The organism is Hyella patelloides LEGE 07179, assembly GCF_900659865.1.
Lineage (GTDB): Bacteria > Cyanobacteriota > Cyanobacteriia > Cyanobacteriales > Xenococcaceae > Hyella > Hyella patelloides.
This window is the reverse complement of sequence record NZ_LR213769.1, coordinates 39,531-65,857: the sequence shown is the minus strand read 5'-3', so window position 1 is coordinate 65,857 and position 26,327 is coordinate 39,531. Positions and strand designations below refer to the sequence as shown.

The 26,327-nt window shown below is 39.2% G+C and carries 19 protein-coding genes and 1 pseudogene; 11 read left to right on the top strand and 9 right to left on the bottom strand.

From position 1 onward, the window contains the following. Positions 1-11: 11 nt before the first annotated feature. Complete coding sequence (gene rppA / locus H1P_RS01140; protein ID WP_144863294.1) at positions 12-686, bottom strand: two-component system response regulator RppA; 675 nt, start codon at positions 684-686, stop codon at positions 12-14. Between the two features lie 35 nt (positions 687-721). On the opposite strand from rppA, the gene H1P_RS01135 reads away from it, so the two are divergent. Next, positions 722-1,075, top strand: a complete 354-nt coding sequence (locus tag H1P_RS01135) for a hypothetical protein (RefSeq protein ID WP_144863292.1) — start codon at positions 722-724, stop codon at positions 1,073-1,075. Between the two features lie 335 nt (positions 1,076-1,410). After that, positions 1,411-3,630: a PhoX family protein gene (locus H1P_RS01130; RefSeq protein ID WP_144863290.1), complete on the top strand. Its 2,220-nt coding sequence runs from the start codon at positions 1,411-1,413 to the stop codon at positions 3,628-3,630. A gap of 240 nt (positions 3,631-3,870) precedes the next feature. On the opposite strand, the gene H1P_RS01125 is transcribed toward H1P_RS01130, so the two are convergent. The 3 genes from H1P_RS01125 to H1P_RS38750 all read right to left on the bottom strand — a co-directional run bounded on the left by H1P_RS01125 (position 3,871) and on the right by H1P_RS38750 (position 5,716). Further along, complete coding sequence (locus tag H1P_RS01125; protein WP_144863289.1) at positions 3,871-4,566, bottom strand: hypothetical protein; 696 nt, start codon at positions 4,564-4,566, stop codon at positions 3,871-3,873. Between the two features lie 158 nt (positions 4,567-4,724). Beyond that, complete coding sequence (locus H1P_RS01120) at positions 4,725-5,282, bottom strand: hypothetical protein (protein WP_144863287.1); 558 nt, start codon at positions 5,280-5,282, stop codon at positions 4,725-4,727. A 308-nt stretch (positions 5,283-5,590) separates the two neighbouring features. Continuing rightward, positions 5,591-5,716 carry an isochorismate synthase gene (locus H1P_RS38750; protein ID WP_144863285.1) on the bottom strand — a complete coding sequence of 42 codons (126 nt, stop codon included), beginning with the start codon at positions 5,714-5,716 and terminating at the stop codon, positions 5,591-5,593. A gap of 261 nt (positions 5,717-5,977) precedes the next feature. Between H1P_RS38750 and H1P_RS01110 the strand changes: the two genes are divergently transcribed. From H1P_RS01110 to H1P_RS01085, 6 genes and pseudogenes are all read left to right on the top strand, one after another. After that, the gene (locus tag H1P_RS01110; RefSeq protein ID WP_144863284.1) at positions 5,978-6,577 is read left to right on the top strand and encodes a nicotinate-nucleotide adenylyltransferase; all 600 of its coding nucleotides are present in this window, start codon (positions 5,978-5,980) and stop codon (positions 6,575-6,577) included. A gap of 79 nt (positions 6,578-6,656) precedes the next feature. Continuing rightward, positions 6,657-7,817 carry a tetratricopeptide repeat protein gene (locus H1P_RS01105; RefSeq protein WP_144863282.1) on the top strand — a complete coding sequence of 387 codons (1,161 nt, stop codon included), beginning with the start codon at positions 6,657-6,659 and terminating at the stop codon, positions 7,815-7,817. A gap of 226 nt (positions 7,818-8,043) precedes the next feature. Next, entirely contained in the window at positions 8,044-9,780 is a 1,737-nt protein-coding gene (locus H1P_RS01100; protein ID WP_144863280.1) for an NAD+ synthase, read from the top strand. A gap of 817 nt (positions 9,781-10,597) precedes the next feature. Further along, the gene (locus H1P_RS01095; protein WP_144863278.1) at positions 10,598-11,380 is read left to right on the top strand and encodes a hypothetical protein; all 783 of its coding nucleotides are present in this window, start codon (positions 10,598-10,600) and stop codon (positions 11,378-11,380) included. Between the two features lie 23 nt (positions 11,381-11,403). Then, positions 11,404-11,475 (top strand): annotated as a pseudogene (locus H1P_RS39760) (hypothetical protein); the annotation flags it as partial. 21 nt (positions 11,476-11,496) lie between these two features. Beyond that, entirely contained in the window at positions 11,497-13,104 is a 1,608-nt protein-coding gene (locus tag H1P_RS01085) for a calcium-binding protein (RefSeq protein ID WP_144863276.1), read from the top strand. Here H1P_RS01085 and H1P_RS01080 read toward each other — a convergent pair. From H1P_RS01080 to H1P_RS35615, 5 genes are all read right to left on the bottom strand, one after another. Next, positions 13,097-15,445, bottom strand: coding sequence for a bifunctional serine/threonine-protein kinase/ABC transporter substrate-binding protein (locus H1P_RS01080; RefSeq protein WP_222426890.1), 2,349 nt, complete (start codon positions 15,443-15,445; stop codon positions 13,097-13,099). The two genes, H1P_RS01085 and H1P_RS01080, sit on opposite strands and share 8 nt — an antisense overlap. Positions 15,446-15,477: 32 nt before the next feature. Continuing rightward, on the bottom strand, positions 15,478-17,007 hold the full coding sequence (locus H1P_RS01075) for an FHA domain-containing protein (RefSeq protein WP_144863274.1): 1,530 nt from the start codon (positions 17,005-17,007) through the stop codon (positions 15,478-15,480). A gap of 604 nt (positions 17,008-17,611) precedes the next feature. Then, positions 17,612-19,471 carry a 4Fe-4S binding protein gene (locus H1P_RS01070; RefSeq protein ID WP_144863272.1) on the bottom strand — a complete coding sequence of 620 codons (1,860 nt, stop codon included), beginning with the start codon at positions 19,469-19,471 and terminating at the stop codon, positions 17,612-17,614. Positions 19,472-19,586: 115 nt separating this feature from the next. Then, a complete protein-coding gene (locus H1P_RS35620) occupies positions 19,587-19,763 on the bottom strand; it encodes a hypothetical protein (protein WP_186375785.1) in 177 nt (58 codons plus the stop codon). Positions 19,764-19,800: 37 nt separating this feature from the next. Further along, a complete protein-coding gene (locus tag H1P_RS35615; protein ID WP_186375784.1) occupies positions 19,801-19,956 on the bottom strand; it encodes a hypothetical protein in 156 nt (51 codons plus the stop codon). Between the two features lie 429 nt (positions 19,957-20,385). On the opposite strand from H1P_RS35615, the gene H1P_RS01065 reads away from it, so the two are divergent. From H1P_RS01065 to H1P_RS01055, 3 genes are all read left to right on the top strand, one after another. After that, positions 20,386-21,771 (top strand): AAA-like domain-containing protein, encoded by a 1,386-nt coding sequence (locus tag H1P_RS01065; protein ID WP_144863270.1) that lies wholly within the window; start codon positions 20,386-20,388, stop codon positions 21,769-21,771. Between the two features lie 717 nt (positions 21,772-22,488). Further along, on the top strand, positions 22,489-23,748 hold the full coding sequence (locus tag H1P_RS01060) for a phosphatase PAP2 family protein (RefSeq protein WP_222426889.1): 1,260 nt from the start codon (positions 22,489-22,491) through the stop codon (positions 23,746-23,748). Positions 23,749-24,396: 648 nt separating this feature from the next. After that, positions 24,397-26,181: a carotenoid oxygenase family protein gene (locus tag H1P_RS01055; protein WP_144863268.1), complete on the top strand. Its 1,785-nt coding sequence runs from the start codon at positions 24,397-24,399 to the stop codon at positions 26,179-26,181. Positions 26,182-26,327: the final 146 nt, after the last annotated feature.

The window sequence follows — 26,327 nt, the reverse complement described above, 5'->3', positions numbered from 1 at the left end:
TCATAATTGGTTTAATCTCGAATATCTAGACGATAACCCATGCCATAAACAGTCTCCAACCAATCTTTTGCCCCAACTGCTGCTAAACGCTGACGTAATCTTCTGACTAAAGTAGTTACCGCATTACTTTCTGGTTCACTTCCCCAACTCCAAAGTGCTTGTTCTATTTGATCGCGGGATAATACTTGCTGGGGATGACGCATTAGATATTCCATTAACTGAAATTCTCTAACTGAGAGTTGAATCTCTGCTGTTCCTCGTTCTAGGCTTAAACTGGTCAAATATAGGCGTAAATCTCCTAAAGTAAGGGTATCTCCTTTCCATAAAGGCGATCGCCTGCCTAAAGCTCTGACTCTGGCTAGTAATTCTAAAACATCTACAGGTTTAACAATATAGTCATCCGCACCTGCATCTAAGCCACCAACTTTATCCGCCGTTGTATCTTTGGCAGTTAGCATTAACACTGGCGCAGCATTTCCCAAATTACGATATTGACGGCAGATATCCACTCCACTAACTTTAGGTAGCATCCAGTCTAAAATTAAAAGGTCATAATCTTTCTCTTTGATTAACCAAAGTGCTGTTTCTCCCTCTTCTACGGCATCAACTATGTGTCCTACCTGAGATAATGCTACTTGCAGGGGTTCTAACTGTGCGGGATCGTCCTCGACTAAAAGAATTAACATCTAATCAATGATCAATGATAAATGGTAAATGATAAATGTTGAGATTGGAATTTTGGCTGCCTTTACCCTTGCTGGGATTAGCTTTTTGGTTAGTTAGTGGATTGATTACAGAGCATAATTTAACTAAAAGCGATCGCTCTGTAGAATCTTTTAACATCACTATCGATCAAACCGAATCAGCTAATAAAATTTTGTCTATTAGAGTTATAGTCGATCGCAAGCATAATATTTCCAGTGTCAAAGTCAAACAGGCAACTCAAGTTTATCAAAAACAGGAGTTTGAATTGGCTACTACAAAATTAGAGCGAGTAGAAGCAGCAATTAGCCAGAAGCTCAGTTTACCTCCGACAAAGGTTAGACAGTTATTACGCTATCAAATCAAAAAATAAAGGAGCTTCGCTCCAGCTATAAGCTATAAGTTATAAGCTGTAAGCTTCAATCAGAAAAAGTATTAAACCCTTCGGGCCATCCCTTACCACCAAACAAAGTTTGGAGGGGGTCTTAAACCCGATAGCTATAAGTTTAAAGCTAGTACGCAAGTAGTCAATTGAAAGGCAAGCGAGCTTAGAGCTTAGAGCTTTTTGATAACTTATAGCGATCGCCTTAACTCGGAGAATTCTTGTAAAAGTCAATAAAATAAAACACTTAACATTTCATTTACCATCTCTTAATGGGTTGATTTTACTGTAGAGATTATTTGTTATCTCGTGAGATCGTCTTTGTAATGACTGTTAGCAGACGTAATTTTTTAATATTTTTAGGTGCTAGTACTGGCTCTATGGCTTTAAGTTCAGCAGTTAATTCTCAGCAGAAGTATCCTTTCCCCTCAGAAATCAATTCCACCGCTAGGGCAATTACTAATGGTGATTTACCCTTTGCACCCGTAAAAATTCCCATACCGCTCAATATCGAAGAACTTACGCCAACTGAACAAATAACTCGTTATGCCAGCTATGAAGTACAAGACGATTTGGTGTTACCTGAAGGCTATAAATATCAGGTAATTGCTGCTTGGGGCGATCGCGTTGGTGATTCTCGTTTTGGCTACAATAACGATTACCTTTCTTTCGTGGAAACTGCTCCTAATGAGGGTTTTTTAACCATTAATTTTGAATATATTAGTGGTGGAACTTGGATGAGTAGTTATCCTCAAGTAATCGGCAAAGAGTTACCTTTTGCACAAGTAAAAGCAGAAACCAATGAAGAAGGTGAAATAGACGCTTTTACCTTGGCTGATGATAGTCTTTTGAAAGCTCAAATTAAAGAAATATCCCAAGAAGGCTTAATCGATCAAGGTATGGGAGTAATTTCAGTGCGTCGCAACGCCTTGGGTGAATGGGAACGTACCTATAGTAAAAGCGATCGCCGTATTACAGGGATTTCTGGTTTAGAAAATTCACAACAACTCCTAAAATCCACAGGTGCAGCCACCAGAGTATTCCGAAAGAAAAACAAACTCGGTTACGAAGACAATCTCGGCGATCGGATTATCGGGACATTTCAAAACTGTGCTGGGGGTACAACTCCTTGGGGTACTGTGTTGAGTGCCGAAGAAAATGTCCAAGATCAAATTCCTGAAGTAGTAATGGCAGATGGTTCATCGATGAGTCCGTCAGATAAGCCTTTTCTGATTAATGATGAAGAGGTAGATGGTAGAGCTAATGTCTTTGGTTTAGCAGGAAACAAATACGGATGGCTAGTAGAAATCGATCCTGCCAATCCTGGCGACTATGGTACAAAGCATACTTGGTTAGGTAGATATCGCCATGAAGCCTTTGGAATTCGTGCCGAAGAAGGAAAACAATTGGTAGTTTATTCTGGATGCGATCGTCGTGGTGGACATTTATACAAGTTTATTAGCAATGGTAAAGTAAAAAATCCCCAAGATAAAAGTAATTCCCGTCTATTTAATCAAGGAATGCTTTACGGTGCCAAGTTTAATGCAGACGGTACAGGGGAATGGATACCTCTCAACCCCAATACCCCTGTCAATCCTGTAAAGTCTTCTGAAGTAGGAGGCGGACTTGTTAAACTACCCAACCCAGATCGTCTACAAGGGGGCGCGGTAGAAATTACCAGCGATCTTCCTATTGAACTATATCAAAAACAATTTAAAACCCTTAGTGACTTATATCAAGGAGATAACACAGAGCAACAAGGTGCAATCTTAATTGATGCTCACTATGCAGCCAATGCAGCAGGAATTACCTGTACGGCTCGTCCCGAAGACACCATTGTGGCAGAAGATGGTACTTTATTTATTGCCTTTACCTCTGGCTCTCCTGGGAGTGATGGTGGTGCGGATTTAGCGGTATTCCAAGGACCCGACGGCGAAACTGACTACGAATATGGTTGGTTATTTAAGCTAGAAGAAGAAAATAGCGATCCTGCTGCTTTAAGTTTTAGTTGGAGCAGTCTCGCTACAGGAGGTGAACCTGCCAATGGTGGTGCTGGCTTTGCTAACCCTGATAATATTGCTGTGGATAAGGGTGGTAACTTGTGGATTGTCACCGATATGTCTACCAGTAAGCAAAATATAGCTGTTCCCTCTCGCATTGAAGATGGTGCAGCTTTATCTGGTAGCGATCTTACAGGAGTCTTTGGCAATAACTCTTTGTGGTATGTACCGATGTCTGGTAATAGTGCAGGAGAAATTTATCCTTTCGCTATTGGCCCAACTGGATGTGAATGTACTGGCCCTTTTTTCAGTAACGATCGCACAACTCTTTTTCTCGCAATACAGCATCCAGGGGAGAGAAATGGGATTAGACAAGATATGGCAATAGAAACGCGAGATTTTGAGCTATTAACTACTGATGGCGCAACTTTTAAACAACAACGCCAAGTACCTTTAGGCTCTAATTGGCCCAGTAATAGTGCCAATCAACCTCCTCGTCCTGCTATTGTCGCCATTACTAAGATTGATGGTAACGCAATTAGTTAAAATTATTTCTGTTACCCAATCTCAAATTATCAAAAAGCTTTAAGCTTTAAGCTTATGCCCTAAAGGACTTCCTTCGGTCGCGAAGCGGTATCCTTTAGGACTAGGCTCTAAGCTAGAAGGGTTCAAGACCTGTACCTTCATAAACTTGTGAAGGTAGTCTACAGTTACGAGATGTTTAAAACTTCTTGTAACTGGCAAGAAAGCTTATGGCTTATAGCTAGGAGCTTCGCTCCTTTATCTTTAACTAGAACCTTGACGAATTAGGTATTGCAAACGATTAAACTCTTTTTCTTCTTCTGTTAGCACACCATAATTGTTAATGGGAGGACGCATATCCCACTGAGTTTCGGCAAATACTAGCAGATTAATTGTCATAACTAAACCTGTGGCTAAAAATTGCCAACCCAGACAATAAGGTAAAATGGCTATCCCTAAAAGATGCAAAAAAGCCGAGGTGAAAAAAGCGCGGGATCTTAAACCAATACCAGTTAAGGTGTAACCAATAGCACTCAGAATCAGCCAAATATCACATAAATGCATTAAGATATGTCCCCAACCTAAAAAGATACCAAGATCGGTAATAATTACTCCGCCTATCATTAAAAACATCCAACTGTAGAGTACCCAGCGTAACTTTTCTACTCTGACCCAAAAATAAGTCAATACTGCCATGACTACTGTACCGATGACTGTTAGTATTGACCAAAAAATTGCTTGGGTAATCCAGTCAATAGGCGCGAATTGTGCTGTTAAGAAAATAATGGCAGATACTAAACCCCATAAGACAAAAACTTGGTCTATTCTCGTGTAAATGGCTGAAAATAAAGTTTTATCTTTTATTTCAAGCTTAAATTGCCATAATCCTTGACGGTCTTGAAAGTCTAAAGCGTGTTGTTTAGGACGAAAAATGGGTTCGGAGAAGTTGAAGAAAGTCATTGAAGGTCAGAATACAAAGAGATTAAATAATGTTTGTTACTTTTGTTTACAAATCTTTATGATCTTACCTTTTTTTGCTCGAATCATATAGTTATTCAGGAACTATAAGATAAGAATATAGAAACAACCTCATTATTGGCTAACAACTAATGACTGAATTACCCCTGAAGAGAGATTGCTGTCCAAATTGTCCAGCCATCAACTAACCACAACAGCATAGTGCAGATAAATAAAATCAAGTACATCCAGGGTTGAGCTAAAGGGCGGATATCTGTGGTGTCAATTCCTGTTTTTTGCTCTACTATTTTGACCATTTTGGCAAAACCAGCAATTCGCATTGGTAAAAGATAAGCACGATCTTTTTCTGGAGTGACTAGATAGTATACTAATCCTCCTTGTCCTGTGGTACGCATTCTCAAAGCAGCAACTTTATTCCAAGGTAAAGACCAACCTTTGTAGAGTTGAGATGGTATCCAACTGGGATATGTTACTTGGATTTTCTCTTCATCTAAAATTACTTTTTGACTTAGTAAACCATAAATAAATACTGCGCCCAGAGCAATTCCTACCCACAGTAGTTTGGGAGAAATAGGAGCCGATGTCGCTTGGGCTAAAAATGGTAAAGGTACTGTTAAAGCTGGGTACAGACAAAGAAGAGTAATTCGTATAATAGGTGAAATATTAAAACTGTTAACTGATGAGATTTGATTGCTCATTGCTTATTGACTATTTTGGTAGGTGGCTATCCTATCATTGTATATTTTTGTAAAGACAATAAATTTTAAAAATTGGGATTTTGCCTACTGTTAATTAATGTCAATATCAACTAAAAAGCCGATAATACTTTTTATTGGTAATACTACCTTAAGTATTTCGACTCTAATTAGGATAAGAATATCCTTTAAATATTTAATTGTACTATTTCTGGGTTAAATATATTTGCTAACTAACTCAAAGTTTACTATCCTGTTTTGGAACAGTAGTATTTCGAGTAAGCTACTAGTCAAAATAAGCACTAGAGTAACTAAATATCTCCCTCAAAAGGCTGTACACCAATTACAGGATATCGATCTTTACTAGGGCTAAAAATACGAGCAAATCCTTCAGCTAGGTACTGAACAAGACTTTTTAATGTTTGACTTACAATCATTATATTTTAACTCCTAAAGTTAATTAATTTCTCAGTTAGTCAACTCAATAACAATTTTCAATTGAATTTTGCAGTTTGTTTCACCACCTAAATTATGAAAGAGAAAATCACAAATCGATTATTATGAGACAAAAATTGATTTTTTATTGAAGATACCTTACTTAATTATTACAATTACTAAAATCAAGTAAAGCTAAGTTAAAACAATCGTTTTTTAAGAAACAAGATTTAATTATAATCAATTAAAGTAAAGATTACGTAATGAATAACATATCATCGAGCAGTAAAATAGCTTTATTTGGGACAAGTGCCGATCCTCCTACTGCGGGTCATCAAACTATTTTAAGATGGCTGTCACAACATTACGATTTGATTGTGGTTTGGGCTTCTGATAATCCTTTTAAAGCTCATCAAACTAATTTGCACAATCGTTCGGAGATGTTAAAGCTAACTATTCAAGAAATTGAACCACTAAAAAATAATATTACTCTTTGTCAGTCTATAAGCGATCGCAGAACTTTAATTACTGTTCAAAAAGCCCAACAAATTTGGGGAGATGCCGAGTTCACACTTGTTATTGGGGCTGACTTGGTAAAACAAATTATTACTTGGTATCAGATAGAAAAACTTTTAAAACAAGTTAAAATTTTAGTTATCCCTCGCAGTGCTTATACTATTGAAAAATCCGATCTAGCTAATTTACAAGCGTTAGGCGGTCAATATACTATAGCAACTCTTAATGCTCCTAGAGTTTCTTCTTCTCGATATCGTTTACGAGGAGACACTACTGTAATAACTGCTGCGGTAGAAAATTATATTCAACAAAAAAAATTGTATTCTGATATAGCGACCACAAAATAAACTAGATAAATTAAAATGAAATCACTTCAAAATTGTCTCAAAAAAATAAAAATATAACTATAAAATACATAAGTAGTAAATGGATGTCCAACAAATAATCAATAATGCTTCTAGATTATTAAAACAAAAAAAATATATTGAATCATTAGAAGCATTTAATAAAGTAATAGAAATCGAACCAGATAATCATACTGCATGGTGTAAAAAAGGCATTGCCTTAATTCATTTAAAGCAATATGAAGAAGCTCTTAAAGCTTGCGATAGGGCTATTAGTATCAACCATAGTTATTACGCTGCTTGGGAGTATAAAGTATTATGTCTACGTCGCTTGCAACAGTATCAAGAAGCGAACGATCTTTGCGATCGCATTTTAAAAATTTTTCCAGATGCTAATCATAAACATATTTGGTCTAGTAAAGCCTATTCTTTATATAGATTAGAAAAGTATCAAGAATCATTGGAAGCCTATCAAGAGTTAGCTAATTTCGACCCATTAACTGATTGTTACCTATTCGATCGTGGATTAGGATTAGAAACGCAAGGTAAACTAAAAGAAGCTCTTAATCATTACGATCTATGCTTAAAAATAAACTCCGATTATTATCATGCTTGGGAAAAAAAGTATATATTGGTAAGCCAACTAAATAAACATGAAGAAGCATTAATTATTGCTGATAAATTATTAGAGTTACAACCTAATAATGCTGTTAATTGGGACAGAAAATCATCTACCTTATTTAATCTACAAAAATATAGAGAATCACTTAAGGTTATAGAACAAGCAATTAAAATTAATCCTAATAATAGTGTTTACTGGGATTCTAAAGGAGTTACACTAGACTATTTAAAAAAATACTCGGAGTCTATCGATTGCTACGATCGAGCAATCAATATAGATTCAATGTACCAATCTGCTTGGGCTAATAAAGGTAGAGCATTACAAAGATTTGAAAAACACAAAGAAGCTTTGAATTTATTTAATAAAGCATTAGAAATTAATCCCGATGATGATTTTGCTTGGCATGGTCGTGGTACTGCTCTATATAATTTAGGTAAATATCAAGAAGCAATACTATCCTTAAATAAAGCTCTAGAATTAAATTCTAATTATTATTATGCTTGGTATGAAAAAGGTAGAGTTTTAGATGAGTTAGAACAGTATAAACAAGCTATTGATTGTTATAAAAAAACAATAGAAATTAATTCTGAGAAGCCTTTCAATCGGAAAAACAAGCTATAAAACTTTCCATAACCAATATCCCCATCATCAAAAAATTACTCAATCAATCTTCTGAACACTCTTTTTTTTGATAACAATTATATGAATATCTGCTATACGCCCCTACAATCGATCTGAGACAAAAATCACTTGATTTGCGCTCAAAACAAATACCTAACCAATAAACCCTTTGCGCCTTTGTCCAGAGCCAAACTGGATAAACGTCTTTGCGTAAGATAAAAACACCATGAAAATAGCCATAGCCCAACTTAACCCTACTATTGGTGACATTGCCAACAACGCTCAACAAATTATCATCGCAGCACAACAAGCAGCCAAGCAAGAAGTGAGATTGCTACTAACTCCTGAATTATCTCTTTGCGGATACCCTCCCAGAGACTTGTTACTGTATCCCCGTTTTATCTACTCAATGGAGGAAAAATTAAAAGCGATCGCAGAATCGATTCCCCAAGAGATCGCTATCTTAGTAGGTACTGTAACAGAAAATCCTCATGCCCATTCCCAAGGACAAAAACCTTTACATAACTCCATTGCTTTATTAGAAGCAGGGGAAATTCAACAGATCTTTCATAAACGTCTTTTACCTACTTACGATGTTTTTGATGATGATAGATACTTTCAACCAGGAAATCAAAGTAATAGTTTTAACCTCTCTGACTACTCCAAAAACTCTATCCGACAAGGAGAAGGAGAAACATCTAATGTACATATAGGAGTAACTATCTGCGAAGACTTATGGAATGAAGATACATTCTGGGGAAAACGCAGTTATGAAATTAACCCCATTGCAGACTTAGCAGAATCAAAAGTAGATATTATAGTTAACCTATCAGCTTCTCCTTACAGTGTGGGAAAACAACAGCTAAGGGAAAATATGTTACGTCATGCTGTTGAGAAATACCAGATACCTATTATGTATACCAATCAAGTAGGAGCAAATGACGATATCATCTTTGACGGTAATAGTATTGCTCTAGATAAAAATGGAGAAATACTAGCCTGTGGCAAAAGTTTTGAGAGTGATTTGGTAGTTGTTGAGATTGATAAATTACAATACCCAGATGTTTCTAAAATCGAGAATTGGCAATCTCCCCTGTCTTCTCTAAAAAAGACTGATGAAGCAGAAATTTTCTCGGCGTTGGTGCTAGGAGTAAGAGACTATGCCAGAAAATGTGGTTTTACCAAAGCTTTATTGGGGTTAAGTGGAGGTATTGATTCCTCTTTAGTAGCTGCGATCGCATCTGAAGCTTTAGGGTATGATAATGTGTTAGGTATCATGATGCCATCTCCTTATAGCTCAGAGCATTCGATTACAGATGCTGTAGCTCTAGTGAAGAATTTAGGAATTAAGAGCGAAACTATCCCCATCAAACAAGGAATGACGGCTTATGACACTATGTTAGAACCTTTATTTGCTGGTACAGAATTTGGTGTTGCAGAGGAGAATATCCAGTCAAGACTACGGGGTGGTATCTTGATGGCAGTAGCCAATAAATTTAATCACCTTTTATTATCCACAGGCAATAAGTCAGAAATGGCAGTAGGCTATTGCACTCTCTATGGTGATATGAATGGAGGGTTAGCGGTTATTGCGGATGTACCGAAAACTAAAGTATTTGAGATCTGTCGTTGGCTAAACCAGGAGCAAGAAATCATCCCTGTTAATGTGATTAATAAGCCTCCCAGTGCAGAATTAAAACCAGGACAAAAAGATGCTGATTCTTTACCGTCTTATGAAATACTGGACGATATTTTGGAACGGATTGTTTGTCAGCATCAATCAGAAATTGAAGTCATACAATCTGGTCACGATGCTGCAACAGTTCAAAAAGTCTTCAAACTATTAGCCCGTGCTGAATTTAAACGCAGACAAGCACCACCAGGATTGAAGATAACTGACAGAGCTTTTGGTACGGGTTGGCGAATGCCAATTGCTAGTAAATGGCTGGTAAGCGATCGATAAGCGTTTTTTGCTTAATTTTTCTTTAGTAAATAGGGGTTGACAGCGATCGCTTAAAATGATATTGTATTTTTAATTCTTCATAATGGGAATATTAGCACTTATCAATTACAGTCACCACTCCCATCATAACATTTACAATATCACAAATAAGTATAAAATCCAAGCTTTTTTTGTCCCATTTATTGACTTCGTTTTTTAGAGATTTGGGATAGCTTATGGGCAATTTTAGCTTAAATATTACAATATTTTCTCCAGAAATTCCTAATGCTAATTAAGTGTTTTTGTTTGATTTAGAATACTTTGATATTTTTGTAAGTTTAATCAAATAAATAAAATTAATCAAAAGCAAAAACTATGGCTATTTTGGTTGTGTCGCCGAAAATAGAAACCAGTAGTTTATGACAATGATATTTAGCAGTAACATTGATAAATATCAATCTTTTCGATAAATTCCAAAGAACCTTACGGGGCTGTGTTAATCGTATTATTAATAGCTATTTTCTTCAAGAAGAATATTCTGCTATTACAAAAAGACAACAGAATTCCTAACATTCATTAGGTGTTTTTTATTAAGAGAAAGCTAAATATAGGCATATCAATAAACTTACTCTTCAAGAAGGAGTCAATCAAAAATTATTTAATCGGCAATTCTTTAATTGATTGACCATTGGTCACAAGTTAAGAAAATCAGGAAAAAGTCAATCGAACTGTAAAATTGTGCAAAACTCGGAATTAGCAATCATATTGAGCGATTCAGTTTTTCTACAAGTAAGAGCAAAAAACTCAACCGTGATTATCAAAAAAACGATGGCGTTCAATGGTGGAAGTTGACGCGATCGCGCAGTGCAGCCGTAGGCTGTTCGCTCATCAACTGAAAGCATTACTAACACCAGCTATCACGGCTCAAGCAAATTATTACCGAGTTTCCCAAGAACGAGCCAATGATTATTGTTCGGAATTTTCAGCTTTTTTTTCCCCTATTTCAACCAGGATTAAGCTAATGACTACTATGCAAATCGACAACGAAACTACTTACTTAGGTCTGTTCCATGAAGCGATCGCCCTATCCCAAAATTTACTGACCAATTTTGCATTTAAAGATGGAGTTCTAGCAGATTTTCGTACAGCATATGGATCTCGGTTCGATCTCCAAACAACAAGAGCTTTAGTTAATGAATGGCAAAATGGCGAATTTGATTCTTTTCCAGAGATCGAAATTGTTTCGGCAGCAACAATTAACAATGCCAAAGGTGCTTACTCTGTAGATACCAAGAAAATTTACATCTCAAAGGAATATTTACTGCTTGCTCCCAATATTAGTTCGATAACTTCCACGATCTTAGAAGAATACGGACATCATGTCGATGCTGAAATCAATACCATAGATGCTGCGGGGGATGAAGGGGATATCTTTTCTCGTTTGGTTAAAGGACAGGCGATCGACTCCGATCTCTTAGAGCAATTAAAAGCAGAAAACGATCTCGCTGTGGTGATTATTGATGGTCAAAAAGTGGCGATCGAGCAAGCTATAGGGGACAATTTGATGCACGGGACTGCTGGTAATGACACTTTAAATGGTGGACGGGGAATGATGACTTAAGTGTTTATCACGGTAACAACCGTTTAGAAGGTGGTGCGGGTAATGATACTTTAATAGGTGGTGAAGGGGGTGATGCTTTACTTGGTGGCGAAGGTAACGATCTTCTAAAAGGCCATTTGTTTAAAAATAGTGAATCTGATTATTTAAATGGTGGCTCAGGTGACGATACTCTTTATGGAAGAAGTGAACTTGATTGGTTAGTTGGAGAGGAGGGGAACGATCTCATTTATGGTAAGGAAGGAAATGAGGAAATAGACGGTGGCGCAGGTAACGATCTGATTTTTAGTGGCAATTTACTAGAAAATCAGCAAGATACACTCATCGGAGGAGCAGGATTTGATAGTTTCTTTCTTGGAGAAGCACCCCAAGGCGAAACAATAACAAATGAGTCGCAATCATCCTTTTTTCTAGACATCCTCACCGATTTTAGCGATCTAGCTTTTCAAACCTTGTTCCCCTCATTCAAAATTGCTAAAGAAATTGCGCCAATTTTTATCAAGGGATTTGCCGATCTATTTTCTGGAAACTTTCAGACTAGTGAGACGATAATACCTGCTTCAGGGGGGAAATATGCCACAGTAGAAGATTTTAACCCTTTGGAAGACTTTATGATTATTCCAGTCAGTGATGTTGATCGACCAAATGTTTTCTTATCTAACGATACCAATGGCACTTCTGCACTCACCTTAAAATATGATAGTGAGGATGGAAATAATACTTTTGCTGCCATCAACTTCGATTCTCCAAGCAATATCTTAAACAATCCTAATGCTGGAAGCTTAGATAGAGCTATCTATGATTCGATGAAAACTACGCTCTCAGAAACAGCTTTATTTTTTGATAATGGAAAAGTTAAAGTTGGTTTAAATGGTAGAAATGGTTTTACCGAGGAGACGAATCATATAAATGAACTTCCCGATCCTGGAGTTTTATCCGATTTAGGAACCAATAAATTTATGATTCTGGGGGCTTATGGTCCTCGTGCTTTAGATATCACTTCTGGTCAAAATGCAGCTGATGGTTCGGGAGTTTATCTCACTGGCTCAAACTACAACGATAATCTTGTCGGGTATAAATCTTTAGCCACATTTATCGAAGAAGGAAAAACTGAACAAGACTATATAAGAGAACTCAAAGAAAACACCATTAATCGTAAAATTTATGGTTTTGTTGGCGACGACTTCTTAGCAGGAGGAGCAGGTAGAAACATCATTGATGGTGGAGAGGGCAATGATACGGTTTTTTATACACAAGCTCTTAACGGAATTGATTTGGATTTACAGTCCCCACGAACTAACTCCAATAACATTTCTTATCACGCTACTAATCGCCCTTTCGATCCTACTGGCGAGCAAGGCTACTTCTTTAATGATTTACTCAGAGGTATTGAAAATGTAATCGGTAGCGATCACGATGACATCATCAAAGGGAATGGACAAGCTAATCTTCTCACTGGAGGAGGGGGTAATGATACTCTCACTGGAGGAAATGGAGCCGATCGCTTTGTCTTCAATTCTGCTGCTGAAGGAATTAATACTATAACCGATTTTAGTACTGCTCAAGGGGATAAAATTGAAATCAGTCAGAGCGGATTTGGTGGCATAACTAATACCAATAATTTCAGTTTTAATAACGATACTCTTTCTTTTGGTACAGAGCAAATAGCTACCTTACAAGGAAACTTTACAGAAGATCGAGTTTTAAATAGCATTGAACTTATCTAGAAACAAGAGGCGTAAATTCATGACTCCAAGATGGGCGATCGCTTGGTTGAATTTTGACTAACTCCATTGATTTAAAGCGATCGCCTGAAGAGAAAAAACGAATCTGGTTGCAAGCACCAATAGCAGAAAAGTTAGGATTGGAAAGTACTTTTTGGATACCAATACGAGTAGGACTGCGCTTAATGGCAGCAATTAAAACTTTAGCAGCATCGTAAGCCATTGCAGTACGCCAGTTGACCTCTCCTCCCCAGAGTTTTCCAGCAACGTTGGCAAACTCAGTTTCTAAATTGCGATCGCTTTTAATGTGCCAGGGAATTGCCAACACCATATCTTCAGCCAATTCTCCCGCCACTTGCAAAGTCTTAGGGGTATAAACATCATCTCCGCCCAACAGACTGAGCCTTTGACGATTAACCTGAATCACTTGTAAAGCTTTGTCGAGCGTGCCAGTATTAGCTGCTAACATTAGTACTTCTGCACCTTTGTCTATAGCTTGTTCGAGGCTATCAGCAGCACTGAAATTAGCATCAGATAAGTCAAAAGTACTGACTAAATGTCCTCCGCCGAGGGAAACAGCAGCAATAAACTCCGATTTGAGGGATTCGCTATAGTTACTTTGGGAATTATAGAAAACTGCGACGTTTTTCTGTTTTAGCTGATGAAGCATATATTCTGCTAAGGCTCTAGCAGCAATATAATCACTGGGAACAGTGCGAAATAAATAAGGACTTAGATTGGATAATTTAACCGAGGTGCTAATGGGCGAGATTGCTACCAATTGACCTGATTGATAAATGTTTGCTGTGGCTAAAGTCACATCGCTAGCATAATGACCGATTACACCTAAAATCTCTGGGTTTTGACTCAAGGTTATCGCTACTTGTTGGGCAATCTCTGGGTTATTATCATCGTTGATAATTTGGACTTTCAGAGCAATACCGTTAATTCCACCGCTTTGGTTAACCAGAGTTTGAGCTTGAGCAACACCCCTGAGAATTTCTTGGGCTGCATTAACATCACTACCAATGGGAATAGAAACAGCAATGCTATAAGATTTTTCTTGACCAATCTGAGCGTTATTTAGATAAATCAAGGCTTCTGGATCGTTAGCAAGAGTCTTGAGAGATGCTGAAAGTAAAGATACAGAATCATCGTAATTACCTTGGGCGAATGCAGCTACAGCCAACTCTTTTTCAAGTGTGGTTTTTTGGGGAATTAAAACCTTTTCTCCCTGACTAAATCGCTCTCGTAGTGGGGACTCTGTCCGGGCCAAATCGTGGGAACGAGAAATCCTGGGTAAAACAATCGTGAAATCTTGCTTTTGCCACCACCAGCTACTTCCGAGAAATACCACTGTGGCTAAAGTTGCCAAAAACGATAGTTTAAAGGTAAAACGCGTTTTACTGGGGGGAAGTTGCCGAGTCACAGGCTGAATGTTAGGGGGTAAAGTTGAGAGAACCTGAAAAGCTTGTCTGACTTCTGTCGCACGGTCAAAGCGATCGCTGGGATTGGGAGCTAGCATTTTACTCAGTACCCATTCCAACTTAGGACTAAGAGTTATTTCTTTTTGCCAATGCCACTGATAACTATAGGGGACGATTAATTGTCGTGGTTCTTTACCTGTCAGCAGCACCACCGCAGTTGCAGCTAAAGCATATAAATCGCTATGGGCGCGGACAATTCCTCTTTCCATCTGCTCTGGTGGAGCATATCCATTCTTACCTAATACTGTTCCTATAAGGGGTATAGTTTCTGTGTCGGGAACTTCCTCGACTAATTGAGATTTTGCTTTAGTTGCTACTTCCTTGATACTACCAAAGTCAATTAGCACTGCTAGCCCATCATAACTACGTAAAATCAGGTTATCGGGAGAAATATCGCGATGAATTACCCCAATCGAGTGAATATATTCTAAAACGGGCAGTATTTGGCAGAGTAACTGACTTATTTCCGCTTCACTAAATTTCATTCCCTGTTGAGAGCGATTATTGACCAGGGTATGATAGGTTTGACCTTCAATATAGTCTTGTACTAACAACAAGCGTCCCCTGCCTTGATACTTATAACGGAACAATTCACGAAATCTAGGAATTTGGGGATGTTCTAACCGATAGAGAATCCCTGCTTCTCGCTCGAATAATTCTTGTGCTTTTTCCAGAGCAAATGAGCCTTGAAGTTGAGGCGCAAATTCTTTGAGAACGCAGGGTTCGTTAAAACGATTGATATCTTCTGCCAAGTAGGTACGACCAAAACCACCATGTCCTATTTGGTGTAAGATTCGATAGCGAGAGTTCAGAATATCTCCTGAATTGAGTATGGTATCCATAATATTAATTGGCATCTGCAAAAAAAGTTAGAACAATAAAAACCTGTTTAAGCTTCAATAACAACTCGTCCCACAGGTTTGGCTATACAGGTCAAAAGATGCCCAGGTTCACAGTCAGGATCGTCATCATAATTAACCTCTCCTGCTAACAGAGGCAGTTTACAAGCACCACAAGCTCCCATGCGACAGCCAGAGGGCAGTTCAATCCCTTCCTGTTCGGCAATTTCTAGAATGGTGTCTTCTCGATCGCCCGCAATTTCTTTGCCCAACTTGTCAAAGACAATAGACGATCGCTCTTGAGTGGTATTAACAGAAATAATGTTTTCTGGCTTCTCTTTGGTAATATCTGGGTGAAGCTCTTGATTAGACGAAGATTGTGGGCTAGAGTCTCCCCCAATGTACGTATTTATTGTTGCTCTATCTTCCTGTTTTTTCTTGACGGATTGCTTTCTTGGTGGGCTGCCAAAGCTTTCTTCATGATAGTTTTCCATCGGGAACAAGAGTTCTTCTAGCCTGGTTTTAACCTCCTCCATAAAGGGATTTGCTCCACAGACATACACTGTGCGCTCCTGCAAATCTGGGGCGATCGCTTGTAGCATCAATTCATTCAATCTCCCAGTGTATCCAACCCATGCTTGACCTGGTTCTAAGCAAGTCGCTGTAACTGCTAACTGAAAATTAGAATACCGCGCTGCCATTGATTCTAATTCGTGTCGAAAAATGAAATCGCGGGGACTACGGGTACTATGAATAAAGATGATATCAACATTAGCTCCCGTGTCACAAAGCCACCGTGACATTGACATCATTGGTGTAATACCGCTACCAGCCGAAATGAATAGCAGTTTTTGAGCGGGGTTATCGACACAGGTAAATTTTCCCATCGGACCCTTTAATTTGACTTGAGAGCCGACAGTAAGGCGATCGTGCAACCAATTAGAAACTAGTCCTGGTGGAGCATCAGCTATCTCAGTGGGCGGTGGAACTCGCTTGACAGTAATTTCTAAAGTATGGGGACGGGAAGGAGTTGAAGAAATAGAATAAGAACGCAGCGCCCTTTTTCCTTCGATGTCTAAATCCAGGGTTACAAACTGTCCAGGCTTATAAGAGAATAGTACGGTTGGTTCGGCAACAAAGCGAAAAGTTTTCACATCAGGAGTTTCAGCGATCGCTTGTAGACAACGAACGGTTAACTCGCCCCCACTCCACCGATGAGGTTGACCAACGGTCACAGCAGATTGTTCTGCAATCGATTGATGGTCGATCGTCACTATAAAGCCACCGATACGAAGTAGATGATTTTGTTTTAAGGGATAAACCTGATTGACTCCAACTTTTTGGTCGTTAATTTGAGAGCCATCCGTACTACCGAGATCTGTATAAAAACACTGTCCATCTTGACACCAAATGCGCCCGTGGATACGACTTACTTCTGCACTATCGAGAACTAAGTCACAACTGGAGTGTCTGCCTAAAAGACAATCTCTTTTTATTCCAGTTGTTAGTTTCAGGAGTTTTTCTTTAAACTCACCAGTTTCTGCATTAAGTGCTTTGATTTGGATATTTGTGACTGACATAAATTAAGTACTGATGCAAAATTAATCGTATAGTTTTGAGTAATAGATAGGGTTAACTGTGGTGGCTGAGGGAGTTTATCGTAATTCCCAATAGAAATCATGAGTTATTTAGTACTATTTTTTAGCTCTCATCCTTTTACCGATGTTTAACAACATAAAGAAATTAATTGGAATGACTATATCTATATAAGGGTAAGTTTCTGACTTTTAATGGTTAAATTTATTAAGGAAGAGCGATAAATGGGCAAATAAGGCGTAATTGTTTCGGAATTTCAACTATCAATAAACACCTTTTTAGTGAAGTTTCATACTGAATGTAAAGTGCCTACTCACAGCGAAAGTGAGGGCGGGTCTCCCGATGCGGGCGGTCAACAATCTGGGTCAACCCCAAAGCAAAGAATTGGATATGGCGTCTATCACGGATATCGCTTCCGCCTTAGGACTCGGCTTCGCCGTCGCGCGACCATCGGTGAGTCCGTGATTGGCATAAGGCAACCTCGCCATCCCTCTCGCTCAGACTTACGCCCTGAGAATTTATTTCGGGAGTTTATGTCGCTCTTTTAAAACCTACCCTTGTGAGGAGAAGAAAGATAATTTAGAAATTCTATTTTCGATCGTTTCTGTCGCTGATATCTTTGATTTTGGTGGGCAGAACTTGAGAGTCGTTCTTGTTCCTTTGTTTTTTATCTCTGACCCGTTTGATCTGGGTGGATGCTTGAGGTAAGTAATTTTTCTGAATTGGTTTGATTCCTGATTGACGAAGTCCCAACAAACTCTGCTCTTCCATGGCAGAGTCCCTCAGACTGCCATGATTATTTCTGACAGCCCTGAGCTTTGTCCTAGCCAAGCTAAGACCTGAATTTGTGGACGTGAATGAATTTAAAAGATTTGGTTTCTCTTGGATAATTTCTGCCAAAGCGCAGTCATGTTCTTCATCTTGAAGCTGTAGTTTTTGACGAAGCTGCTGGAGAGCTTCTTTACTAATGTCTGGCTTAAAACGTTTTTCTGATAAAGCTTCTTCCAATATGCCCTTGTAAATCCGATAGTATTCTTGTCGCGTAGCATTGGGTAAGACTGAAGCTAGGAGATATAATTCATGAGAATTTAACTCGTCTAAAGAACGTCCTTGTAACAACTGAGAGAAGTTGAAAGATAGTTTTTTTAGTTGACGGCGCAATTTATATGCCAGACTTTCTTTGTTATACTCTTCTTCGCTACGATCCCAAGTTCGATCGAGCCAAAGAGTACTAATCAAAATAATTAAAGCATTAAAGATGAGTTGTAACAGGAAAGGCAAACGCAAAATTTCTGGTCGTCCACCATAAATAAAAAAAGTGTTAAAGGCAACAAAGGTAAAAAGAGAAAAGACTCGGTGTAAGACCTGTTGACGATCGATCTTGGGGTTACGTCGTCGCAAATAAGAGAAAAAAGCCTTTTCACTTTTATTCCCAATCAGGTAAAACATTCCCACAAAAAAAGCCAAGGTTAAGGGAACTGCTACCAGTTTAGGAATCGGAATTGACTTATCCAAGATATAAAAACCTGGCTTGAGGAGGGTTGCTAACTGATCTTCTTCATGAGTCCAAGCACCAGAAAAATAATAATTAAAATTACCTGCATATAAATAGTAATAAATAAGATACCCGCTTACCAATCCCAAATAGCCATATTGAACAAATCTACGACCAGGCTTAGTCAAATCTTGCCAGTAAGCTTTTTCGGCATCAATATCAAGACAAGCAGATTTACAGTTGATACAAGCACTTTTTTCCTGACTAGTTTTGCTATCTACCGTTCGGCACATAGACTGAGTGATGCTTCTGGGTTGGGTTTTGTGTGCCTGACTATCTAACAATCCTCTTGGGCCAGTAAAAATCATTTGCACTACGCCAAAAGGACAAACATAATGACACCAGCTACGACCACCATATAGAAAAACTATGGTTATAGCAGAAAGGATAGTAAAAAGCAGAAAACAACCAAAGAACACACGGGCTGAGTTAATGAAGAGAATACGGCAATTTAAGCCAATAAACAGCAGGGCAAATTGCAGATAGAGATGATTGTTCACCAGCCAACGATTTTGATGAATATTTAGTCGTGGCTGTAGCCCCAAAGCCCTGGGAATCTGGGAAAGAAAATAAAGAGGACAAATACGTCGCCAAGTTTCATGACCGAAGAGCAGGACAATCATAATTGCACTGGGAACTACCATGCCCCAGAAAATCCTAGTTCCCATCGGATACGGCGTTTCCTTTAGGCACTCTCCCTGAACTTTAACGCATCGAGTGGGTACTTCTGCCAGACTAATGACTCGATCGCGAAAAGGGCTGACTAAATTATTAGGATCGCTTAGATGGTGAGAGATGGGGTCATAAAATAAGGAGAAAATTAAGAGTAGCCAACCGACTACCAGCACCCATCTAATAAAGTGCATTTTTTTTTCGGAAACTTGACTAATCATAGAAGATACTCCTGCTGAAATTAGACAGTAAGATACAGCTTGAGCGAAACTGAAGTGAAATTTTTCTCAGTTTTAAGGAAAAAAAATCGAAAAAATCAATTTGAGGCATTACTATTTACGTTTTGGCTGATTTGATAGCACCAGCTTCTATGACGGTCGTCTCTTTTCTGCTAGGAGGTACTAAGTAAGAAACAACCAATGTAAGAACAGTAGTCACCGCGCCAGAAATTTCACCAGATATTTTTTGACTTTGAAAACGAGGATGAAAATCATTTAAAATTAGTACCGTCACGACTCGTGCGTTCCCTTGCGCGACCGAAGGAAGTCTTTTAGGGTCTTACGCCGCCTATCACGGATACCGCTCCGCATAACGCGGGGTCACTCGTCAGAGTAACCAAAGCCCCAGTAAATGCTCCTACTGAAACCTTTATAACGGGTTGATAGGTAGGTTTAGTTTGTCCTATCTGAGTTGTAGTTGATGTCATGATTAAATTCCTTTCATATTGTTTTGTGTCGTTCTTTATTTCTAATATTCTCCTGATTCAATTCCGACTTCTGTCTACTGTCTAAGTTTGATATTACTTTTTTCTGATTCTTTCAATCTCATAAAACTCATTTCAGAACTCATAGAAAAACTGATAACCCAAGTTGCTGGTTGCAACTATAAAGTTACTCATTACTTCAAATATTAAGTGCTACGTAATTTTACTTAAGAAAAATTGCTAAGCAAAAAGCATTGACTTTTACTTATATAATAAATAGCTTATACTGAATAGTTTATTTAAGCTTCATAAAATCTATATTTGCTATGAATTTTCTATTAAGAAGTTATTTCTAATCTATATAAAATTAATAAGAAACAGTAAAGTTAAAGAGTTGAATATTATAGATGGGGTTTCCCAAATACGTAACCCATGAATCTCGATCATCTCCTTAAAATTATTGACCGCCAGCTAATTGGCAGCAAAAATCGCCCCCTTAATTTCACAGAAATTATTATTTTGAAAGGTGTTTGGCAATATAGAACTTATAATCAAATTGCGATCGAGGCAGGTTATAGTCCTGGCTACTTTACTACCATTGTTGCTCCAGAGTTGTATCAGCGACTCTCCAAAATCATCGGTCAGCGCGTAACGAAGAAAAACTGTCAGGCACTGCTTGAGTCCTATGTTGCAGCACAAACAGCACCAGAAGCAACTTCCCCGAAGCAACATTTGGCTAACTTTTCTCCCGATACCCAGCAGAATACTTCACTTTGCTATCCTAGTGGTTCAGTTTCCCTTGACTCTCTCTTTTACCTTGAACCCTCTTCCCTTAAGGAGCAAATTTATCCAGAACTTAGAAAATCAGGCTCATTAATCAGGATTAAAGCCCCCAGAGAAATGGGCAAAACTTCACTGTTACTGAGGATTATTGACTATGCTGAGCATCTGAACTACCGCACAATCAGTTTGAATTTGGAGCAAGTTGACCAAGCAATTTTGAGCGATTTGAATCAATTTCTGCGTTGGCTGTGTGCTAACGTCGCCCACCAACTTCAGCTTGAACCAAGACTAGATGATTATTGGGATGAAGATATGGGGAGCAAAATTAGTTGCACCCTCTACTTTCAAGATTATATTTTAGAGCAAATTGATACTTCTCTGGTCTTGGCATTGGATGAGGTCAACCAAATTTTCGAGCATCCCCAAGTGGCAAAGGATTTTCTCCCTCTATTGCGTTCTTGGTACGAAGAAGCGAAAAGATTCCCTATTTGGGGAAAGCTTCGCCTGGTGGTAGTTCATTCTACGGAAATTTATGTCCCTCTTCAACTCAACCAATCCCCATTCAATGTAGGGCTGCCAATTCAGTTAGACAGCTTTAGCCAGGAAGAAGTACAGCAGCTAGCACAACGCTACGGGCTTGACTGGACAGATGGAGCAGAAGCCAGACAACTGATGTCTCTGGTAGGAGGACATCCTGCACTAGTTAGCCTAGCATTCTATCATCTCAGTCGGCAGGAGATAACTCTGTCGCAACTACTAAAAACTGCTCACACTGCCAGTGGAATTTATTCTCATCATTTGCAGCGTCACTATATAACACTGGCACAACAACCTGAATTAGCACAAGCTCTTGATACCATTTTAAACGCAAGTGAACCTATTACTTTAAATCCTATTATGGCTTATAAGTTAAGTAGTATGGGAGTAATTAAGCAATTGGAAAATAAAGCGATCGCCAGATGTGAATTGTATAAGCGATGTTGGCAATCTTTTATCAAAGAGTTACAGCAATATTATCCTATTGATCCCGCTTAGTTTGGGACGAAGATAGGACGGGACTAACCACTCTCCTACTAACAATCTATTACCAGTTAACTTTTATCTAGTCATTCTAATTATTAGTTTTTCCATGAGTTGTTCTATGAGTTTTATGAGCTTAAGACACTAAAAGCAAAACTAAGATAAAACGTAGACAAATCTGGTTGAGAACCCTTCAGTAGTTTGTCAGAAAATATGGAAAAATTTTCTCTGAACTATCTGAGAAAGACCAAGCTTTTTATTTATTTTGTTAACTCACAATCACATTCATCGAGGAGATTTTCCATGGTTGACACGATTAACAAACCCCCAAATGCCCACGGACAAAAATTGCAAGCTCGGCGGAAAGAAGCACAGAAAATCCGTAAATTGACGCGGGATGATGCTTTTAATGCTTTTGAAACTGCGCCACCGCCAGCAAATGGAGACGAAAAACGGTTTGAACAGCTTGGTTTTCCAGGTTTCGCTTCCTTCACAAAAGCTTTAAAACACAATTCAATCGGCTTAGTGGAAAAGTTTTCCTTTGAGTCCCTACTCAAAGCGATTGAAAAAGGGAATCAGATCGATTTCGAGAGAGTTAAACTCGGCGGAAAATATCGCCTACTGGCTAATCCACTCAATGCTTACTCCTTTCAGTTAATTGGTGACGATTCCCATGGCGCACGGATGGCACCTGCTCCGCAATTTGCCAGTCGTAATACGGCAGTGGATCTGGTGGAACGCTATTGGATGGCACTGTGCCGAGATCTCAGATTCGATCGATATGCTAATAGCCCCCTAATTGCTGATGCTTGCGAAGACTTAAATAATCTGGGCTTTGAGCAGGAATTCGGATTTAAATGCTCCCCAGATACGATATTCCGAGGTCCTTACGAGGGTTGTGATGTCGGACCTCACGTTTCTCAGTTTCTCTTGCAGAATTTCCAGTTTGGTAATCAGCCGATTCAACAGTTGCAGCGTTACCCTAGAAAAAATCTTGATTACTTGACCGATCTCGAAACTTGGAACAAAGTTAACAATGGAGATATCGATCCCACTGGTTCGGATATTATTGACGGTACGCGCCATATCATTACCCTGCGGGATGCGGGTCAGTGGGTACACATTGATTTGCCCCACCAGTCAGGTCTTTGGGCGACGATTATTCTCCTAGGACTGGGTGCAGACATCTCCAATGCGAGTCCCTACGCCAATGGAAGCATCACCACTTCTGATGCATTTGGTAGCCTTGGTAGGCCAGACATCACGATTCAGAGTGGATTTGCGGGAGTCTCTGCCCTCAAGCACGCCTGGTTTCAAAAATGGTGTGTTCATCGTCGTCTGCGACCAGAAGTATATGCACAACGTCTCGAGCTTTTCCGACGGGGAAAGTTGGGTAACTCACCGAATAACCCATTTCACGATGAGACATTTAAGCAGTTTTTTGGAGAAGGTGCAGAAGTCTGGCGCAAAACCACAGTCCTCGAGCGCATTCTCGATCATAACCAAAAGCAAAACGTGGCGCAGGGACGTGGCGAGGGAGATGGTACTTGGTTACTACCGATAGCTTACCCAGAAGGCTCTCCCACTCATCCTGCCTACCCTGGTGGTCATTCAGCCTTTATTGCTGCTGCTGCGACGATGGCGAAAGCCTTTTTTGCCGATGGTGAGTTTCCTCATCCCCAAGTGCCCACTGACAATGGTCAGAAACTACGGGATTTTCAAGGCCCGAAGCTGACGATACATGGCGAACTCAATAAATTGATTGCCAATGTCACTCTGTTCCGTGATGGGGCGGGAATGCACTGGCGTACGGACGGGACTGCATTAGGTACGAATTCCAATGCTCGTTCTCGTAAGGGTCTGGAAACAGGAGGCAATCTGCTGGGTGAGAAGATGGCAATTAGTATGCTGCGGGACATCAAACGTACTTATAGGGAAGAAGTCGGACGCTTTAAGTTTCAGGGCATTAGCGGAAATGAGATCGAGATTTAATTGCTTAGCAGATCGATTGCTCAGGACTCACATTTCGGGGTGTTTTTGTCAGGAAGCCGAATGTCAATTTACTTTTCAGCCCATAATCAACTAAAACAATGCGACCTAAACCGCAGTTTAATCCCTGTTATTCTGTTGAAACTATCAAGCCAGATAAGGTGTTTTTCTTGTCCGAGAGAGAAACCGTTTGGTTAAGAGATCGCCTTTCTTGTAGTTTATACCATTTATCATGCATTTTCTGGATCGATGAATCATAAATTGTAGAATGGGTTTAGTGGGCAAAACCCAACATTGGTAGAACTTTGTTGGGTTTCACGCTTAGTTCTATCCAATCTACTAGCGTGTCTAGTGTAATTGATTGGGTAGTTTAAATTTAAGAGGAAAATTTTACACTGTGTAGGGTCAACTCGCGCATTCCTTCGGCGAGTTTTCCTCGCCAGGGTGGCTCGTCAATTTATGAATTGACCCTAAAATTACAGCCCAGCATTGTAGTATAGACCCGCTACTATGTGCGTCTCCAATTACTTTTGAGCGTGAGCTATGCTGAGGAGAGGACTTTATAAGCCCCGCCAAGCATCTAGAATCACGCTGTTGAGAATTGGTATTAGCTGCTTTAATCAATTGCGATCGCAATTAGGAGTATCTGTTATGTCAATTGATGTTAGTAAGTTTCGAGGTTCGATTCCATCAGGTAATTTGTGTGAAGATGCCAAAATTTACGAGGGAACTTTGCCAGAGAATTTATCTGGTCATGTTTTCATTGTTGCCCCTTACCACCGCAAAAATGATAGCCATTTATTTATGGGTGAAGGTGTAATTATTAAGTGGGCTCTCCAACCTCAACCAGGAAAAATTCAAGTCCACAGCAACAAATTAAAAACTTGGGATAGTTTCTGGCATTGGGTACAATTGCCACTCGGCAAACTACTCCCAAAAGCATTTTTTCCAGCCAGACTTGGTTTTTTGGGAGTTGCAGAAATAGCCAACACCGCTATTGTCAATATGAAGGGAAGGCTAATTCTCACCGCAGATGCAGGACGTTACTGGGAAGTAGACCCCGATACCCTAAAAACCATAACGCCGATAGGGTATTTTGACGAACATATCATTTCCGTGCCTGTATCATTCTTCCCGATGGTGGCAAACACAGCTCACCCTTTTTACGATCCTAAGACTGGAGAACTTATTACTTGTGAATTAAAGTCTAAACCCCGTCGAGAAAATTTATTCACTGATATGGTTAGTGCAGCCTACATCACTTTTTGGGACGGTAAACAGAAAAATTACCAAGATAAAAATAATACAGGTATCAGACATTGGGAGTTAGATGGAACAGTTCTCGATGGCAGTCCTCATACTACTATCGTGACAGAGGAATTGGTGATGATTCCCGATATGCCTTTTCAGATGGGTTTAGCAACGCTGTTAGGTTTAAAAATTCCGCTTCGCAAAGCTTATTCAAAAACACAAATTTATGTTGTCAATCGTCAAGATCTCAATCCAGACAAGGCAACTGTTCCATCGCGCCTAGTAACTTTTGATGGTGATAGCTACCATTTTTTGTGTAACTATCATCATATCGATGGAGAAATTCGTATGGTTGCCATACAACAAGCAACCATTAGTTTAACTGAAGCAATACAGCCAGATGATGTCAAACATTTTAGTGGCGATCGCTATTATGCTGAATACTATGGTATACCTTGGATGTTTGCTTTCGATCCTGGAGTATTACGAAAAGTAGTGATTAAAGATGCTCAAGTGATTGAGGAAGAAGCTTTGATCCATCCTGGTTGGTTCACCACCATGCTTTATACTGCCGATCCGCGGGAATTAGATGATCCAAAGGGGTATTCTGCTATCTACCAGGTTTATGCAGGGTATCATCAAGATTTGATCTCTCGCCGTCAATACCTTAGTTTCCGCGACCATGAAAATAGAGTTTTAACGGACAAGCCACTTCCTCAAGAGGATCTTCCTTCGGTGTTAGCTAAAGTTCCTTTAGACAAGAATTGGCAAGAACTCACTAAGCAGATCGAGACAGAACAAGAACAAAATCCTGACATTCCCGTATCCGATCTAGGCAAAGAACTGCTTGATTTTTATGTCTGTGATGAAGGATCTGTTCTAGTTAGCATTCAATTCATTCCTCAAGACAGAGGATATATTTTTACTACTGTTTTTACTCCAAAAGGTTCGGAAGCTTGGCTATTTGCTGCTGATAATCTTAGCCAAGGACCGATTGCTAAACTTAGTCTATCTGAAGATATTAATTTTGGCTTCACCTTGCATTCTGAGTATTTTCAGGAAATTTCTCCACGGAAATCAACCTACAATGTGAATAGATTAAGCTCTGCTTTGCGTAGTTTGACTAAGGTTCCTTACGAATTTTTCTTCAATCGACGCAATGATATTTTTAAGAGAAAAGTTTAAGAGAAAAGTGAATCCCTGACCCTTGTAGAGGCGAACTGCTGTTCGCTCCTACTACACTACACCAGAACTTATAATTTAATTGAAACAAGAGACGACCATGAATGTTACGCTCACAACCGAGGATGAAAATCAGTTCATTCTGATCT